Annotated in this window: 18 protein-coding genes and 1 other annotated feature; of the genes, 2 read left to right on the top strand and 16 right to left on the bottom strand. The window is 56.3% G+C overall.

The window, feature by feature from the left end:
- Positions 1–9 precede the first annotated feature (9 nt).
- From ACL2XM_RS08845 to thrS, 16 genes are all read right to left on the bottom strand, one after another.
- A complete protein-coding gene (locus ACL2XM_RS08845; protein ID WP_413722905.1) occupies positions 10–1,461 on the bottom strand; it encodes a protein adenylyltransferase SelO in 1,452 nt (483 codons plus the stop codon).
- 122 nt (positions 1,462–1,583) lie between these two features.
- Positions 1,584–2,600: a lipoate--protein ligase A gene (locus ACL2XM_RS08840; RefSeq protein ID WP_413732753.1), complete on the bottom strand. Its 1,017-nt coding sequence runs from the start codon at positions 2,598–2,600 to the stop codon at positions 1,584–1,586.
- Positions 2,601–2,635: 35 nt separating this feature from the next.
- Positions 2,636–3,094 (bottom strand): C40 family peptidase, encoded by a 459-nt coding sequence (locus tag ACL2XM_RS08835; RefSeq protein WP_410014999.1) that lies wholly within the window; start codon positions 3,092–3,094, stop codon positions 2,636–2,638.
- Positions 3,095–3,138: 44 nt separating this feature from the next.
- Positions 3,139–3,945 carry a vitamin B12 ABC transporter ATP-binding protein BtuD gene (gene btuD / locus ACL2XM_RS08830; protein WP_413732752.1) on the bottom strand — a complete coding sequence of 269 codons (807 nt, stop codon included), beginning with the start codon at positions 3,943–3,945 and terminating at the stop codon, positions 3,139–3,141.
- 14 nt (positions 3,946–3,959) lie between these two features.
- A complete protein-coding gene (locus ACL2XM_RS08825) occupies positions 3,960–4,511 on the bottom strand; it encodes a glutathione peroxidase (protein ID WP_413730406.1) in 552 nt (183 codons plus the stop codon).
- A gap of 54 nt (positions 4,512–4,565) precedes the next feature.
- A complete protein-coding gene (btuC, locus tag ACL2XM_RS08820; protein ID WP_410016822.1) occupies positions 4,566–5,567 on the bottom strand; it encodes a vitamin B12 ABC transporter permease BtuC in 1,002 nt (333 codons plus the stop codon).
- Between the two features lie 241 nt (positions 5,568–5,808).
- Complete coding sequence (locus tag ACL2XM_RS08815; protein WP_413732751.1) at positions 5,809–6,285, bottom strand: DUF2502 domain-containing protein; 477 nt, start codon at positions 6,283–6,285, stop codon at positions 5,809–5,811.
- Positions 6,286–6,466: 181 nt separating this feature from the next.
- A complete protein-coding gene (locus tag ACL2XM_RS08810; protein ID WP_413732749.1) occupies positions 6,467–7,438 on the bottom strand; it encodes a DUF2502 domain-containing protein in 972 nt (323 codons plus the stop codon).
- A 289-nt stretch (positions 7,439–7,727) separates the two neighbouring features.
- On the bottom strand, positions 7,728–8,024 hold the full coding sequence (gene ihfA / locus ACL2XM_RS08805; protein WP_011411244.1) for an integration host factor subunit alpha: 297 nt from the start codon (positions 8,022–8,024) through the stop codon (positions 7,728–7,730).
- A gap of 4 nt (positions 8,025–8,028) precedes the next feature.
- Positions 8,029–10,416, bottom strand: a complete 2,388-nt coding sequence (gene pheT / locus ACL2XM_RS08800; RefSeq protein WP_413722909.1) for a phenylalanine--tRNA ligase subunit beta — start codon at positions 10,414–10,416, stop codon at positions 8,029–8,031.
- A gap of 14 nt (positions 10,417–10,430) precedes the next feature.
- On the bottom strand, positions 10,431–11,414 hold the full coding sequence (pheS, locus tag ACL2XM_RS08795; RefSeq protein WP_410014993.1) for a phenylalanine--tRNA ligase subunit alpha: 984 nt from the start codon (positions 11,412–11,414) through the stop codon (positions 10,431–10,433).
- 47 nt (positions 11,415–11,461) lie between these two features.
- Positions 11,462–11,584, bottom strand: a sequence feature (Phe leader region).
- Entirely contained in the window at positions 11,535–11,579 is a 45-nt protein-coding gene (gene pheM / locus ACL2XM_RS08790; RefSeq protein WP_001386830.1) for a pheST operon leader peptide PheM, read from the bottom strand. It overlaps the preceding feature by 45 nt.
- A gap of 107 nt (positions 11,585–11,691) precedes the next feature.
- Complete coding sequence (gene rplT, locus ACL2XM_RS08785; protein ID WP_162365778.1) at positions 11,692–12,048, bottom strand: 50S ribosomal protein L20; 357 nt, start codon at positions 12,046–12,048, stop codon at positions 11,692–11,694.
- Between the two features lie 43 nt (positions 12,049–12,091).
- On the bottom strand, positions 12,092–12,289 hold the full coding sequence (rpmI, locus tag ACL2XM_RS08780; protein ID WP_162365777.1) for a 50S ribosomal protein L35: 198 nt from the start codon (positions 12,287–12,289) through the stop codon (positions 12,092–12,094).
- 96 nt (positions 12,290–12,385) lie between these two features.
- Positions 12,386–12,928, bottom strand: coding sequence for a translation initiation factor IF-3 (gene infC / locus ACL2XM_RS08775; RefSeq protein WP_162365931.1), 543 nt, complete (start codon positions 12,926–12,928; stop codon positions 12,386–12,388).
- Between the two features lie 3 nt (positions 12,929–12,931).
- A complete protein-coding gene (thrS, locus tag ACL2XM_RS08770; protein ID WP_410014992.1) occupies positions 12,932–14,860 on the bottom strand; it encodes a threonine--tRNA ligase in 1,929 nt (642 codons plus the stop codon).
- 444 nt (positions 14,861–15,304) lie between these two features.
- On the opposite strand from thrS, the gene ACL2XM_RS08765 reads away from it, so the two are divergent.
- Both ACL2XM_RS08765 and ACL2XM_RS08760 read left to right on the top strand, forming a co-directional pair.
- Positions 15,305–16,216 (top strand): glycosyltransferase family 2 protein, encoded by a 912-nt coding sequence (locus tag ACL2XM_RS08765; RefSeq protein ID WP_413722910.1) that lies wholly within the window; start codon positions 15,305–15,307, stop codon positions 16,214–16,216.
- A 134-nt stretch (positions 16,217–16,350) separates the two neighbouring features.
- The gene (locus tag ACL2XM_RS08760) at positions 16,351–16,527 is read left to right on the top strand and encodes a hypothetical protein (protein WP_410014990.1); all 177 of its coding nucleotides are present in this window, start codon (positions 16,351–16,353) and stop codon (positions 16,525–16,527) included.
- Positions 16,528–16,726 lie beyond the last annotated feature (199 nt).

Here is a 16,726-nt window from a genome sequence, read left to right as displayed (position 1 = left end):
GCAATCACCTCAACTTGAACAGGATATCTCCAAATGCCTGCCCCACTCCGGCGGCGGCGCGGCCAGGTCGTTAAACGCCGCATCGCCATCAAACGGACGGCGCAGGGCCTGGTGAAGCCTGGCTAAAAAAGCGGTGTCGTTTTGTTCAGCGCCGTCGATAGCCTGCTGGGCCAGATAGTTGCGCAGGATGATGTTGGGGTTTTTAGCCAGCATGGCCTGCCTGCGCCGATCGTTATCGACGTCTTCCTGCAGTAGCCGGCGGCGGTAAGACTGATACCAGCTGTCAAAACCCGCCAGGTCTTTCATTTCATCGCGTAGCGGCGAGCGCGGATTGCGAGCCTCGCTTTCACTTAACAAGCGAAACACCTGAGTGTAGTCGCTGCCTTCACGCGCCATGAGTCCAAGCAGGCCGGTGAGAATATCATTATCTTGTCGATCGCGCGTGGTAAAGCCCAGTTTGGCGCGCATCTCCTCGCCATAAGCGTCCATTAGCGCCGGTTCATAGCAAGCCAGCGCCCGCTCAAGAGAGTCGACCGGCATCAGGCCGGATAACGCCTGCGCCAGTCGATGCAAATTCCATAAACCCACCGCCGGCTGGTTGTCAAACGCATAGCGGCCCTGATGGTCGGTATGGTTGCAGATATAATCCGGCTGGTACGCATCAAGAAAACCAAAGGGGCCATAATCTATGGTAATGCCCAAAATCGACATGTTGTCGGTATTCATCACGCCGTGGGCAAATCCCACCGCCTGCCACTGGGCAATCATGCGCGCCGTCCTTTCCACCACATCCGTCAGCCATAAACGGTAGCGATCTTCCAGGCCCAGCCATTGCGGCCAGTGGCGGCCGATAACATAATCCGCCAACTGGCGTACCTTATCGGGTTCGCGCCGGTAGTAGAAATGCTCGAAATGCCCAAAGCGCACATGGCTTGGCGCCACCCGCAGCAGCATGGCGCCCGGCTCCGCTTTTTCGCGCCATACCGGCTCGTCGCTGGTGACGATGGTCAGTGCCCGCGTCGTGCCGATGCCAAGATAATGCAGCGCTTCGGACGCCAGAAACTCGCGTACCACGGAACGCAGCACCGCGCGGCCGTCCCCCATGCGCGAATAGGGCGTGAGGCCGGCGCCTTTCAGATGCCAGTCCATCGACCTTCCGTCCGCCAGTTGCTGTTCGCCGAGCAGTATGCCGCGCCCGTCGCCCAGTTGGCCCGCCCAGGCGCCGAACTGATGGCCACTGTAAACCTGCGCCAGCGGCTGCATGCCGGGCAGCAGCTGTTCGCCGGACCATATCGCCGCATGCCGCTCGTCGAACAGTTCATCGGCAAGAGCCAGCTCGCCGGCCAATGCCGCGCTATGGTAAAGCAATCGTGCGCCGCGCAGCGGCGTGGGCGCAAGAGCGGTATAAAAACCGGGCAACTGGTGGAAATAGCTATTCTTGAATATCGGGGTCTGTGCCATGGTGCCTCCTTACTCAAGTGTAGAACGTCCGGCGACATACCTGTAGTGCGACCACCGGTCTCCCCGTCACCGCTTGCCGCCGCATGAGCCATGGCCGGCCATGCCGCCGGGAAAAATTCCTTTTAGCGCACGGCGTCGCTCAACCACGCGCTGACGTCTTCCAGCGCGTCGCGGTCCTGCGCAAAATCGGCCATTATCCGCCGGCAAGCCAATGCCATATCGGCGGGACGATAGGTTACGCCGGGCAATGCCCTGGCCAATGCCTCCAGGGGACTGGGATTCAAACTGTCGGTAAAGAGTTGGCAGCGGGTTATCACGCCGTGTTCCATGTCCATATGCAATTCCACCCCGCCCCAGGCAAAACGCGCATCCAGCGTATGGCTGAAGGCCGGCGCCTGGCCAAAATTCCATTCCCAACTGCTTTGTTTGGCAAATTGCGCAGCAAACCCGGGCAGGTCCGGCACCTTGTCCGGCGAAATGATTTCGGGCATCACCGGTTCGCCATACCATTGGCTGAACGCGTCGCTCAGGTAGCGGCATAACTGGTGATGCTCGATAGCGGGCAGCACCTCGACAAGATTGGCCACCCTGGCGCGCACCGAGGAAATGCCCTTTGCCTGTAATTTTTTCACATCGGGATTAAGGTATAACGCCAGTCGGTCCAGATCGGCGTTGAGCAGCAGAGTGCCGTGGTGAAATCCCCGATCAGCCGTTTCGCGATAGGCGGAGCCGGAGATTTTACGCTCGCCGTCGGAGGTGCCCAGCACCAGGTCGTTGCGCCCCGACGCGGTCGCCGCGATACCCATATTGCGCAGGCCATTGAGGATGATTTGGGTGGAAATGGATTTATCATAGCCCGGCTTGCCGGCCATAAAAGTGAAGCACGTATTACCCAGATCGTGAAATACCGCGCCGCCTCCGCTGCTACGCCGGGCCAGTTTGATATGGTCCTGCGCCATGCGCCGGGTATTGCATTCTTTCCAGGGATTCTGCGCGCGGCCAATCACCACCGTATCCGCATTGCGCCATAAAAACAGCACGCGTTGGGTGGCCGGCATCTGGCGGAAAATACACTCTTCCACCGCCAGGTTAAACCAGGGATCGTAGGAATCGGACAAAAATAGCCGCAGGGATGACATACTTTCTCCCGTCGTGACGACGTTAAATCAGCCGGTTAAATACGCCGCGCCTGCCAATAGGCTTTGCGCCAGTAAACATTGTCCAGCGATGAGCGTATGACGCCGCGGCTGGTCGAGGCATGGATAAACAGATCGTCGGTATCATAGATACCCACATGCAGTCCGTTGGCGCCGCTGCCCGTTTTGAAAAACACCAGATCCCCCGGCAATAGATCGTCACGAGAGATGCGCGTGCCGACTTTAGTCTGCGCCTCTGTGGAGCGCGGTAATATGATGTCAAACCGGTCCCTGAAGGTGCGATAGACAAAACCGGAGCAGTCCACCCCGTCCTGGTTCAGACCGCCATAGCGGTAGGGCGTGCCGTGCCATTGGCGCAGCTGCGCATGGAGACGGGATTGCACCACGCTGGCGTTGGCCAGCCGCGGGTCGGGACTGGGCGCATGGTGGCTACAGCCGGTAATCAATAACGTTACTGCCAACAGCCAAAAGGACATCCGTCTCATTTTCTACTTATGACTCTTTATATTGACCATGCTGATTAAGAAGCGCCCGAAATCATCCGCTGCGACGGTAAAGACGGGCCCGATGCCACCAGCCAGGGGCGCTCGCCGGCCTGGAGCAGGGTAAAATCCACGCCGAACACCGGCGAAAGGATCTCGGGACGCATAACCTGCCCCGCGCTGCCCTGCGCCGCCAGGGCGCCGGAGGACATAAGCCACACCCGGCCGGCATGATGCAGGGTATGGTTAAGATCATGGGCGCAGATCAGCACGCCGAGCCCCGCGGCCGCGACTTCCGCCAGCAGCGCATCCAGGGCCACGCGCTGGGCGATATCCAGGCTGGCGGCGGGTTCGTCGAGCAGCAGTAGCCGGCCAAGGGGGTTCACGTCCGGCCAGATCTGCAGAAATACCGCCGCTAGCCTTACCCGTTGCCATTCGCCGCCGGATAGCTGGCTTAACGGGCGGTCGAGTTTATCCGCCAGCGACAAGGCCGCGGCCAGATATGCCACGGTCCGATCAATCGCGGCCTCGTCGGCGTTGCGCGGCTGATGCAGCATCAGATACTGGAATACCGGCATGGCGGTGGAGGGCAGCGCCTGCTGGCATAAATAGCCCCGGCGCAGGGCCAGGTCGGCGCCATGCCACTGTCCCACCGGCCGGCCGAGCAGGCTGACGTCCCCCGCCGACGCCATCAGGCCGGCGATACAGGCCAGCAGCGTGCTTTTCCCCGCGCCGTTAGGTCCGATGATATGGATCAGGCTGCCGGGCGGTACTTGGACCGATATCTTCGCCAGGCGCCGCGGCACCGATACGCGCCGCAGATCCAGTAATAACGGCGGCTGCATGGCCGGTGCGCCGTTTATTGCGCCAGGGCCCGTTTGACGGCATCGAGGAGAATGGGATCCTGAGGCGTCATATCCGGGGCAAAGCGTTCGAGGACGGTACCGTCGCGCCCTACCAGGAATTTTTCAAAATTCCATAAAATATCCTGCGGCTGCTTAGGCGCGCGCCCTTTTCCCGCCAGGCGCTCATAAAATGCGCTGCCCTGCGGTTTTATCGCCGTGGGTTTCGCGGCGATCAGCGCCCGGTAAAGCGGGTGGCGCTGCTCGCCGTTGACTTCAATTTTACTGAACATGGGAAATTCGACGCCGAATGTCCCGCGACAAAAGGCCAGTATCTCTTCATCGCTGCCGGGTTCCTGGCCGGCAAACTCATTGGAGGGAAAGCCTAAAACCTCCAGCCCCTGGGCATGCCAGGTTTTATAAAGCGCTTCCAGTCCTTCGTATTGATCGGTCAGACCGCATTTCGAGGCGACGTTGACAATCAGCAGTACCGAGCCCCGGTAATTTTCCAGGGTGGTAACTTCCCCGGTAATGGTCTTCAGCGGCAGGGTATAAAGGGTATCACTCATCTGAATCTCCTACGGGTTACAGTTAAAATCAGCAGCTTAACGCCATACACCAGCTTATCCTCTTATCCGGATTAATAGCCAGATAAATATCGGCGAGCCAAGGGTGGCGGTTACCACGCCTATCGGCAGTTCCGCGGCATACAGCGCGATGCGGGCAATCACATCCGCCAGCAGCAGTATGCCCGCGCCGGCCAGGGCGCAGCCGGGAAGCAGCCGTCGGTGATCGGTTAATCCCCATAAACGCAAGATATGCGGGACCACCAGGCCGATAAAACCAATCACGCCGGCCAGGGCTACGCTGATGCCCACCATCCAGCCGAAGGCCAGTACAAACACATTGCGCCAGACAAACACCGGTAAGCCCAATTGCATCGCCTGCTGTTCGCCCAAGGCCTGCAGGTTCATCACCCGGCCCTGCAGGCACAGCCAGAGAATAAAGGGCAGCAGGGACAATACCAGCCATTTGTCGCGCCAGTCCACGCCGCCAAAGCCCCCCATCATCCAATATAATAATTGGCGCAGATCCAGGCTGGTACTGAAATAGACCGCCCAGGTCATCACGGCGCTGCAAACAATGCCAAGCGCGACCCCGACCAGCAGTAGCCGGGCGTTGGAGGCGCGGCGTCTGGCAAACCACAGCAGCAGCAGCGTAATCGCCAGCGCGCCGGCCACCGCGCACAGACCCAGGCCCCACACCGGTATCGTCCCCCGGCCAAGCAGTACGCCGAGGGTAAGCGCTACGCCTGCGCCGTTGGCCACGCCCAGCAATCCTGGCTCGGCCAGCGGATTTTCAAAAATATTCTGCATCGCGGCGCCGGCCAGCGCCAGCGCCGCGCCGACGGCCATCACCGCCAGGGCGCGGGGCAGCCTCAGTTGCCAGATGAACATGCGGGGCGTGTCGTCAAGCCATTGGGTCGGCCAGTACCAGACATCGCCGGCGCACAGGCTCACCAGCAGGGCAATAAACACAAACAGCGCCAAAACGCGGACGCGCGCGGCATCGCGACGGGATTGCCGATATTTCAGATCGCTGAAAAGTGGACTGTTTGACGGCATCATCACTTAAGGTCCGGTAATACAAGGTTATCTGGGCACGGAAAACGGGCTTTTATCCTACCGGGATTAACGGCAAAGCGGTAGCGCCAATGGCGGGAAAATGAAGGTTGTGATATCGACGGGATAAACGGCGTTTTACCGGCGGGGCGGGAGGTGCTGAAGGTAAAAAAACCGGCGCCATAAGTGGGGAATCAGATGGCGCCGGGTAAGGTGACCCATAGGGTCAATATTAACTCTGTTGTTATTGTTGCGGCGGTTTTATCGGTTCGCCGCCGCTTCCCTGGTGTTGGTTTTCCTGACTTTTGCTCTCATGGCCGCTCTGTGCCTGTCCCTGCTTGCCGTTATCACCGTTAGGCTGGGCGTGGGTATTATGATCGGCGCCGGTATTGCGGGACGTTGTTTTATGCGCCACCGGCTGCTGGCGCGCCTTGGCGGTTTTACCTTGTCCCGCGGGCGGCTTGGGCGACCAGCGGCCGCCATCCCAATATTCGCCGCGGGTGTTGCGTTCGCCTACATGCTTGCCCTTGTGTCCACGCCACCAGGTCGGAGTACGCCAGTCATAGCCATCCCAGTAATAGCCCCGATCGTTACGCGCGCCGATTTGCACCGAGACGCCCTGGGCAGAGGTATGGACCAGCATGCCCGCCATGGCGCCCGTGGGGATGACGCAAGGCGTTGCCAAAAGAGCCATGGCCAAAAATACTGCTTTTTGTTTCATATTCTGTGTCCCTGAATCCATTTGCAGTGGTTATAACAGCCGCGGCAAAATGCCACTATCAGACAAGCACGGATTTGCATTACTCTTACGCTAACCTGACGAAATACTCACACTGAGCCCCGATGCTTTACGGCGAACTGCCGCCCACGGCCCCGCATCCCTAAACGGGCTTTGGCCGTGTTTAATGCGGCTTCGGCCTGATTATTTCATTGCCGCCCTGGTGCGGCTGACCGCCGCCGTTCTGCTGCGGCCGGTTATCATTGCCGCCCTGGTGCGGCTGCCCGCCGCCGTTCTGCTGCGGCCGGTTGTCATTGCCGCCCTGGTGCGGCTGACCGCCGCCGTTCTGCTGCGGCCGGTTATCATTGCCGCCCTGGTGCGGCTGACCGCCGCCGTTCTGCTGCGGCCGGTTGTCATTGCCACCCTGGTGCGGCTGACCGCCGCCGTTCTGCTGCGGCCGGTTATCATTGCCGCCCTGGTGCGGCTGCCCACCGCCGTTCTGCTGCGGCCGGTTGTCATTGCCGCCCTGGTGCGGCTGACCGCCGCCGTTCTGCTGCGGCCGGTTATCATTGCCGCCCTGGTGCGGCTGACCGCCGCCGTTCTGCTGCGGCCGGTTATCATTGCCGCCCTGATGCCACTGTCCGCCGCCGTTCTGCTGCGGCCGGCTATCGTGCCTGTCGTTATGATCCCAGGTGGAAAATTCCTGCCGCCGGCTCGGTTCATGATAGTTGCGCCCGCGCCGGCCATAGCCTGGCGGCGGCGCTATGGTCCAGATACCGTTATACCAATACTGGCCCCGGTCGTTGCGCATGCCGTCAGGCATTTCCTCTATCCAGCGCCCGCCGTCCCAGTACCAGCCGAAATCATTACGATCGCCGATATCATCATCCTCATGTTCGTACCACCACTGTGGCGTACGCCATTGGTAACCATCCCAAAACCACCCGCGCTCGTTGCGTTCGCCGACATGCCGGCCGCGGTGATCGTACCACCAGTGCGGCGGACGCCACTCGTCGCCATCCCAGAAATAACCGCGCTGATCCTGGCTGCCCAGGTTAATCACCATGCCGGGATTATTGGTGCTGATAAATACATCCGCCAGCGCGCCGCAGGGCATCAGCAGCGCCAGCGCACATAATAAGGTGGTCTTTCTCATGATATCTACCTGTGATACAGATACGATTTGCCGCCGTTATAGCAGCGGCCAACGGCCGCCACTATCAGACAATGTCGCCTTTACGATAAACAGGCGATCCCCTTACCAAAACCTGACAATCCGCCATCCCGCGGGGCGCCGGTACGGATTTCCCCCGGGTGCTAAAAGAAGCGGGCATGATGATAATGCCCTGACGGGTAACGCATGCCGCCCCTTTCCCGCCGGCACCCGCCATGTTGACGAAAAAAAAGGCCGCACGGGGCGGCCTTTTCAGAGAGAGGACAATACATCACTCTTTAGGTGAGGCATTCTCGACACGGCTTTTCAACTTTTGCCCCGGACGAAACGTCACCACCCGCCGGGCAGTGATAGGAATATCTTCACCGGTTTTCGGATTACGCCCTGGACGTTGATTTTTGTCGCGCAGATCAAAATTACCAAAACCGGATAATTTTACCTGCTCGCCATTTTCCAGCGCTCGCCGGACTTCCTCAAAAAACAGTTCCACTATTTCTTTGGCATCCCGTTTGCTCAGCCCGAGCTTTTCAAACAGGTATTCTGACATTTCAGCTTTAGTAAGCGCCATAGGTTCAATCCCTCAAGGATGCTTGGAATCGCTGTTTTAGTGCCGCCACACATTTTGCTACGGTCGCGGCAATAGCCTCTTCTTCCAGTGTACGAGCGGTATCCTGTAGTATCAGGCTGATAGCCAGGCTCTTAAAACCTTCCGCTACGCCCTTCCCCCGGTACACATCAAACAAGTTTACGCCAACTACCTGATTTGCGCCAACTTTCTTACACTCTGCCATAATATCTGCTGCAGGGACACTTTCAGCCACCACAATAGCGATGTCGCGGCGGTTGGCCGGGAAGCGTGAAATGTCACTGGCTTCAGGAACTTTACGCGCTGCAACCTTATCCCAGCGTAGTTCAAAGACCAGGGTACGGCCATTTAAATCCAGCTTTGCTTCAAGTTCAGGGTGTATAACGCCAATAAATCCAATATGTTCCCCTGCTAAATACAATGCCGCGCTCTGGCCCGGGTGTAAAGCGGGATTATGCTCAGGTTTGAATTCAATATCAGCAAGTTTGCCGGTAAGTTCAAGTAATGATTCAAGATCGCCTTTCAAATCGTAAAAATCCACCGGCTGGCGCGCAAGATCCCAATGTTCGTCAAAACGCGGACCGGTAATGACCCCCGCCAGCATAAGATCCTGACGAATGCCGAGGTCCGCTGTTTTATCAGGAACAAAGCGCAGTCCACTTTCGAATAAACGAATCCGGTTTTGCTGGCGGTTCTGGTTGTAAACCACCGCGCCCAAAAGTCCACTCCACAGGGACAACCGCATGGCGGACATTTCCACCGAGATGGGGCTGGGCAGCAGCAGCGGCTCCTGGTCAGGGTGCAGCAGTGATTGTATCTTCGGATCGACAAAGCTGTAAGTGATCGCTTCCTGATAACCCCGATCCACCAGCAGCGTTTTTACGCGATTAAGCGGCAATGCCGCCTCCTGGTGCCGGGTCATTTCCAGATTGGCGCGCACGGGCACATTCGGAATGTTGTTGTAGCCAAACACCCGGGCCACTTCTTCCACCAAATCTTCTTCGATCTCCATATCAAAACGCCAGGTCGGCGCCACCGCTTGCCAGTTGTCTTGCCCTGCGGTCACGGTACATCCCAGCCGTGACAGGATATCACCGACATCGGCATCGGGAACGCGGTGGCCTATCAGGCGATCGAGTTTTTCGCGGCGCAGGGTGATGGTGGCCTGGCGCGGCAGCGCGGACGGTGCGCTCACGTCCACAACCGGCCCAGGCCGGCCGCCGCAGATAGCCAGCAGCAGGCCGGTGGCGCGCTCCATGGCCCGGTGCTGCAACGCGGGATCCACGCCGCGCTCATAGCGATGCGATGCGTCGGTGTGCAGGCCGTAGCGGCGCGCGCGGCCAGCGATAGCCAAGGGGCTGAAAAAAGCGCACTCCAATACCACATCCTGGGTGTCGGCGCTGATGCCGGAGAATTCGCCGCCGAAAATACCGCCCAGCGCCAATGCCTTTTCCCGATCGGCAATGACCAGCGTATCGGCCCGCAGGCGGGTTTGCGTCCCGTCCAGCAGCGTCAGGCTTTCGCCTTCTTCCGCCATGCGCACCACGATGCCGCCGTCAATGCGTTGCAGATCAAACGCATGCATCGGCTGCCCTAGTTCCAGCAGGACAAAATTGGTAATGTCCACCACCGCGTCCACTGAACGCAGGCCGCAGCGGCGCAGCTTTTCCTTCATCCACAACGGCGTGGGCGCGGCGACGTTTATCCCCTTGATCACGCGGCCAAGATAGCGCGGACAGGCGTCGGGGGCATCGACGCGGATCGGCAACCGGTCCTCGATAACCGGCGCCACAACCTCGATGGCCGGTATGTTCAGCGGCAGGCGGTTGATTAACGCCACGTCGCGGGCTATGCCGATAAGTCCCAGGCAATCGGCCCGGTTAGGCGTAACGCTGATATCGATAATACGATCGTCAAGCTGCAAATAATCGCGGATATCGACGCCCAGCGGGGCATCCGCGGGCAGTTCGATAATGCCGCTATGGTCGTCCGCCAGGCCCAGCTCGGTAAAGGAGCACAGCATGCCTTCGGACGGCTCGCCGCGCAGTTTAGCGGCTTTGATCTTAACATCACCCGGCAGCACGGCGCCGATGGTCGCCACCGCCACCGTCAAGCCTTCGCGGCAATTGGGCGCACCGCAGACGATATCCAGCAGCGCGTCGCCGCCGATATCGATTTTGGTCACCCGCAGTTTATCGGCGTTGGGATGCTGGCGGCATTGCGCTACCCGGCCCACCACCACGCCGGTGAAGGCGGGGGCGGCCTCGGCGACGCCGTCGACTTCCAGGCCGGCCATGGTGATCTGTTCCGCCAGCTCATCGCTGGTGATAGCGGGATTCACCCATTCACGCAGCCAAAGTTCACTGAATTTCATGTGCTCGTCCCGCCCTATTTAAACTGTTTAAGAAAACGCAGATCGTTTTCGAAGAATGCGCGCAAATCTGTGACACCGTAACGTAACATCGTCAAGCGTTCCATGCCCATGCCGAACGCAAAACCGGAGTAGACTTCGGGGTCAATACCGACATTGCGTAATACGTTCGGATGCACCATGCCGCAGCCCAACACTTCGAGCCATTTGCCATTTTTACCCATCACATCGACTTCGGCGGAGGGTTCGGTAAAAGGGAAATAAGACGGGCGGAACCGTACCTGCAGGTCTTCTTCAAAGAAATTGCGCAGGAAATCGTGCAAGGTTCCCTTCAGGTTGGTAAAACTGATATTGGTATCAATGATCAGCCCTTCCATCTGGTGAAACATCGGGGTATGGGTCTGATCGTAGTCGTTACGATAAACGCGTCCCGGGGCAATGATGCGGATCGGCGGCTGTTGATTTTTCATGGTGCGGATCTGCACGCCGGAGGTCTGGGTGCGCAACAACCGCGTGGCGTCGAACCAAAAGGTATCATGATCCGCCCTGGCCGGATGGTGGGCAGGGATATTCAGGGCGTCGAAGTTATGATAATCATCTTCAATCTCCGGGCCGGTGGCCACAGAAAAACCCAGTTCGCCGAAGAAGTGCTCAATGCGGGAAATAGTGCGGGTCACCGGATGCAGCCCGCCATTCTCCATACGTCTGCCGGGTAACGATACATCCAGGGTCTCCTGCGCCAGGCGGGCATTGAGCGCCTGCGACTCCAGGCTTTCCTTACGTTCATTCAGCGCCTGCTGCACCTCCAGCTTAACCTGGTTGATCACCGCGCCCGCCGCCGGCCGCTCTTCCGCCGGCAAATCGCGTAAGGTGGTCATTTGCAGGGTTAAATGCCCTTTTTTGCCAAGATATTCGACGCGCACGTTATCGAGCGCCGCGCTGTCCTGGGCTTGTGCGATGGCTGCTTTGGCTTGCACAACCAAATCTCTCAGATGTGGCATTGCTTTCCTCTTTTTCCGGCCTTAATGGCTTAATCGTTAATGGCGAGCAAAAAAAAACCTCCACACCGGGAGGCTTTAGCGCTATTTTTCGTTTCTTTTCTTACGCGCAAGCCCCCGGGATCAGGTGCTAAAGTAAAAAAAGAAGCGGAAAATGGCAGCATTCATGCTTGCATTACCTTAAACGTTGTCGGGGAAGTATCCGTTAGGTGATTGATACTAGCGTAATAAATAAATCCAAAAAATAAAAGAGGGAGTTAAACTCCCTCTCTCATTCATATCACGCCAGCGCGCCTTTCGCTTTTTCGGCAAGGGCGGTAAACGCCACTTTGTCGAATACAGCGATGTCTGCCAGGATTTTACGGTCAATTTCAATAGAGGCTTTTTTCAGGCCGTTAATGAAACGACTGTATGATATGCCGTTCTGGCGGGCAGCGGCGTTAATACGCGCGATCCACAGTTGACGGAACTGACGTTTCTTCTGACGGCGGTCACGGTAGGCATATTGGCCTGCTTTGATAACCGCCTGAAAGGCAACACGGTAGACGCGTGAACGGGCGCCATAATAACCTTTCGCTTTTTTCAGAATCTTTTTGTGACGTGCACGAGCTGTCACACCACGTTTTACGCGAGCCATATGCTCTCTCCTAAAGTCTTATTCGAACCAGTTAAAATGACGCTTATGCGTACGGCAGACATGCGATGACCAAACCCAGATCGCCTTTGGAGACCATGGATTTAGGACGCAGGTGACGTTTACGCTTAGTGGCTTTTTTGGTCAGAATATGACGCAGGTTAGCATGCTTGCGCTTGAAGCCGCCGGAAGCGGTTTTCTTAAAGCGCTTGGCAGCACCGCGTACTGTCTTGATTTTTGGCATTGTCTATTTCTCTACTGCGCATTGTTGATAAAATGAAGCAATGAGGCGAAGGCAACTTACCGCCGTTTGGCGCCAGGCTGCCCTACTTGTCAGGCCTTATTGTTTCTTCTTGGGTGCGAGCACCATGATCATCTGGCGTCCTTCGATTTTACTCGGGAAAGACTCAACTACCGCCAGTTCACTCAAATCGTCACGAACGCGGTTAAGCACTTCGATACCGATCTGCTGATGCGCCATTTCACGTCCACGAAACCGCAGGGTGATTTTGGCTTTATCGCCGTCTTCCAGAAAACGAATCAGGTTGCGTAGTTTTACCTGATAGTCGCCTTCGTCGGTACCAGGCCGGAATTTGATTTCCTTAACCTGAATAACTTTTTGTTTCTTTTTCTGCTCTTTGGTGGACTTGCTCTTCTCATAGAGGAACTTGCCGTAATCCATGATTCGGCAAACCGGCGGCTCGGCATTAGGGCTGATTTCAACTAAATCAACACCCGACTCCTCGGCTTTCTCAAGCGCTTCGTTGAGGCTGACTATGCCGATTTGCTCGCCGTCGATTCCCGTCAGACGAACCTCTGCCGCGCGAATTTCTCGGTTGATACGATTCGGACGCGCCGGTTGAACTCGTTTTCCGCCTTTAATACTTTATACCTCCAGTTGATGAAGATTACGGCTGCGTATCTCTTGCTGCAGCTTTTCAATAATCTCGTTAACGTCGATGCTGCCCAAATCGATGCCGCGGCGTGTACGCACGGCAACTTTGCCCGCTTCGGTTTCTTTATCACCGCAGACCAGCATATAGGGCACCCGACGCAAAGTATGCTCGCGGATTTTAAAGCCTATTTTCTCATTTCTCAAGTCCGCTTTTACACGAATGCCGGCTGCGGACAATCTTTCTGTCACTTTTGCGACGTAATCAGACTGATTGTCGGTGATATTCATCACCACAACCTGGGTCGGCGCCAGCCAGGTAGGATAAAAACCCGCATATTCTTCGGTCAGGATACCGATAAACCGCTCCATCGAACCCAATATGGCGCGATGGATCATTACCGGTACCAAACGCTCGTTGTTCTCGCCTATATAAGAGGCGCTCAGGCGACCCGGCAAGGAAAAGTCCAACTGTACCGTGCCGCACTGCCAGGCGCGATCCAGGCAATCAAGCAGGGTAAATTCAATCTTAGGACCGTAAAACGCCCCTTCACCCGGCTGATATTCAAACGCGATGCCGTTTTCAGTCAACGCGGCGGCCAGGTCTTTTTCCGCCCGATCCCAGGTATCGTCGGTACCGATACGCTTAGCCGGCCGGGTGGAAAGTTTAACCAGGATATTATCGAAGCCAAACGTGCTGTAAATATCATACACCATTTTGATGCAATTGTTTACTTCATCCCGCACCTGGTCCTCGGTACAAAAGATATGGGCGTCATCCTGGGTAAACCCCCGCACGCGCATCAGGCCGTGCAGCGAGCCGGACGGTTCGTTGCGATGGCAACTGCCGAACTCGGCCATGCGCAGCGGCAGGTCGCGGTAGGATTTCAATCCCTGGTTGAAAATCTGCACATGGCCGGGGCAGTTCATCGGCTTAATGCAGTATTCGCGGTTTTCCGAGGACGTGGTGAACATATGCTCGGCATAGTTTTCCCAATGGCCCGTTTTTTCCCACAGGACACGGTCCATCATAAAGGGACCCTTTACTTCCTGATAGTGGTACGCCTTGAGCTTCATGCGCACAAAGGCTTCCAGCTCGCGAAAAATGGTCCAGCCGTCATTGTGCCAGAACACCATGCCCGGCGCTTCTTCCTGCATATGGTACAAATCGAGCTGCTTGCCTATTTTGCGGTGGTCGCGCTTGGCGGCCTCTTCCAGGTGCTGCAGATAGGTGTTGAGCTGTTTTTTATCGCCCCAGGCGGTGCCGTAGATGCGCTGCAGCATTTTATTTTTGCTGTCGCCGCGCCAATAGGCGCCGGACGTCTTCTGCAGCTTGAAATGATGGCAAAAGCGCATATTGGGCACGTGCGGACCGCGGCACATATCAACATATTCTTCATGGTGATACAGGCCTGGCCGGTCGTCATGGCTGATATTTTCATCCAGGATCGCCACCTTATACTGCTCGCCGCGGGCGACAAACGTATCGCGCGCCTGCTGCCAGCTCACTTTTTCCTTAATGACGTCATAGTCTTTATCGGCCAGCTCGTGCATACGCTTTTCCAGCAGGTCGAGATCTTCCTGGGTCAGCGTCCGCTCCAGATCCACGTCGTAATAAAAACCTTTGTCGATTACCGGGCCGATGGCCATCTTGGTGTCGGGCCACAGCTGCTTGATGGCGTGTCCCAGCAAATGCGCGCAGGAGTGGCGGATGATCTCCAGCCCGGCTTCGTCTTTAGCGGTGATAATGGCCAGTTGGGCATCATCGGTAATCAAATCGACGGCGTCGACCAGTTCGCCGTTCACGCGTCCGGCAATACAGGCTTTCGCCAGGCCGGGACCGATATCGCGGGCCACATCAAGGGGTGATACGGGATGATCGAACTGACGCTGGCTTCCATCAGGAAGAGTAATAACAGGCATGGTGGTTTCCTTAATTTGCAGTGGTGATCCATACGCAAGACCACATACAAATTTAATTTATATAGTAAAATCAGAAGGTTGATTGTGCTATCTCGTTATACCTTACGAAATATGGACACAAAGGCGCGCACAATTTCTGTTAGCGCCGCTGTATGACACCGCAACCAGGGCCTGATAGTAACACCATGAACTTATTGGCATCTACAAAAATTTCCCTTGTTCCGCGCCCCCGTCCCCAGGCTCCCCTATTGCCTTAAGCGCCGGGATACGCCGCCGGGCCCGGCGGCGTGCGAAAATCCAGCGTCTGCCGTGATAGGCGTAAACAAAAGGGTGATAAGCGCTAAAAATCCATAACAATTGTGTCCCTTTGTATCGTCCGTGGTGCTAAGCTCCCGCGCGGCGACGTTTGTTCTTCAACATGCTCCGTTTCGTTGGAAATGATTCATGAAAATATCACTGGTTGTCCCTGTTTATAATGAAGCTGAAGCCATACCGCTGTTTTATAAAGCGGTGCGGGAATTTGAGCCCCTGCGGCAATTTGAAGTGGAAATAGTGTTTATCAACGACGGCAGCCGGGACAATACCGCTGAGATCATCGACGCGCTGGCATTGGCCGACAGCCTGGTTAAAAAGGTTGACTTTACCCGCAATTTCGGCAAGGAACCCGCCCTGTTCGCCGGGCTGCGTTATGCCGGCGGCGAGGCGGTCATTCCCATCGATGTCGATTTACAAGACCCGATCGACGTCATCCCCCGGCTAATCGATAAATGGCGCGACGGCGCGGATATCGTCCTGGCAAAACGCTCGGACCGCATGACCGACAGCCGGATGAAACGCACAACCGCCGAATGGTTCTATAAACTGCATAATAAAATCAGTTCGCCCAAAATCGAGGAAAACGTCGGTGATTTCCGCTTAATGTCCCGCGAGGTGGTGGATAATATTCTCACCTTGCCCGAGCGGAACCTGTTTATGAAGGGAATTCTTTCCTGGGTGGGCGGACGCACCGCGGTAGTGGAATACTCCCGCGCCAGCCGCGTGGCCGGCGAATCCAAATTCAACGGCTGGAAATTATGGAACCTCGCTATCGAGGGCATCACCAGTTTTTCCACTTTCCCCCTGCGCATGTGGTCCTACATCGGACTGAGCGTCGCCCTGTCCTCTTTTTTCTACGCTATCTGGATGGTCATCGACAAATTGGTCTGGGGCAATAACGTGCCCGGTTATCCATCCCTGATGACGGCCATTCTGTTTTTAGGCGGTGTGCAGCTGATCGGCATAGGGGTATTGGGTGAATATATCGGCCGTATCTATATGGAAACTAAAAACCGGCCAAGGTATATAATAAAGAAATAAGCACAGCCCGATAGATGCCGGCAATCATGCCGGCGCTACGCCAGAAACGGAGGGCTATCTGGTGAAAACGGCGGGCGGCGTTTTTGCTACAGAATGCAAACATCTTTATAATCGTGGCTCAACAGAACATTATCATGGCGTATAAAGTGTCAAGTAAAAAAAATGGTTTTGCACCAAAAAGCAGCAAACCCGCCGAAGCGGGTTTGTTTGAATCAGCATGTCATCATGAGGTAAATTATACCAAAGCAGTAACGACAGCGACCCAAAAAGCCATGCATATCAATACTATGCTGGGCAACGTTAAACGATAGAACTGATCCATAACCACCTCACATTTACCTGACATCTTTTAAGAATAATCCTACGCCAATTCTTGTATAAAAAACAGGATCTGGATCATTCTTTAATACATTTAATCTATCAAAAACGCTTACTGGATCACGTAACGGACACCCTTTTCCCTCTTTTCAGCATGCCTTGCGGGTCGCTGGGCGTCAGTGCGTTACATCT

Origin of the sequence: Sodalis sp. RH20, assembly GCF_047324205.1 — a bacterium.
Lineage (GTDB): Bacteria > Pseudomonadota > Gammaproteobacteria > Enterobacterales > Enterobacteriaceae > Acerihabitans.
Note: the sequence above shows the minus strand (reverse complement) of the source record. Positions and strands in the feature narration are given on the sequence as shown.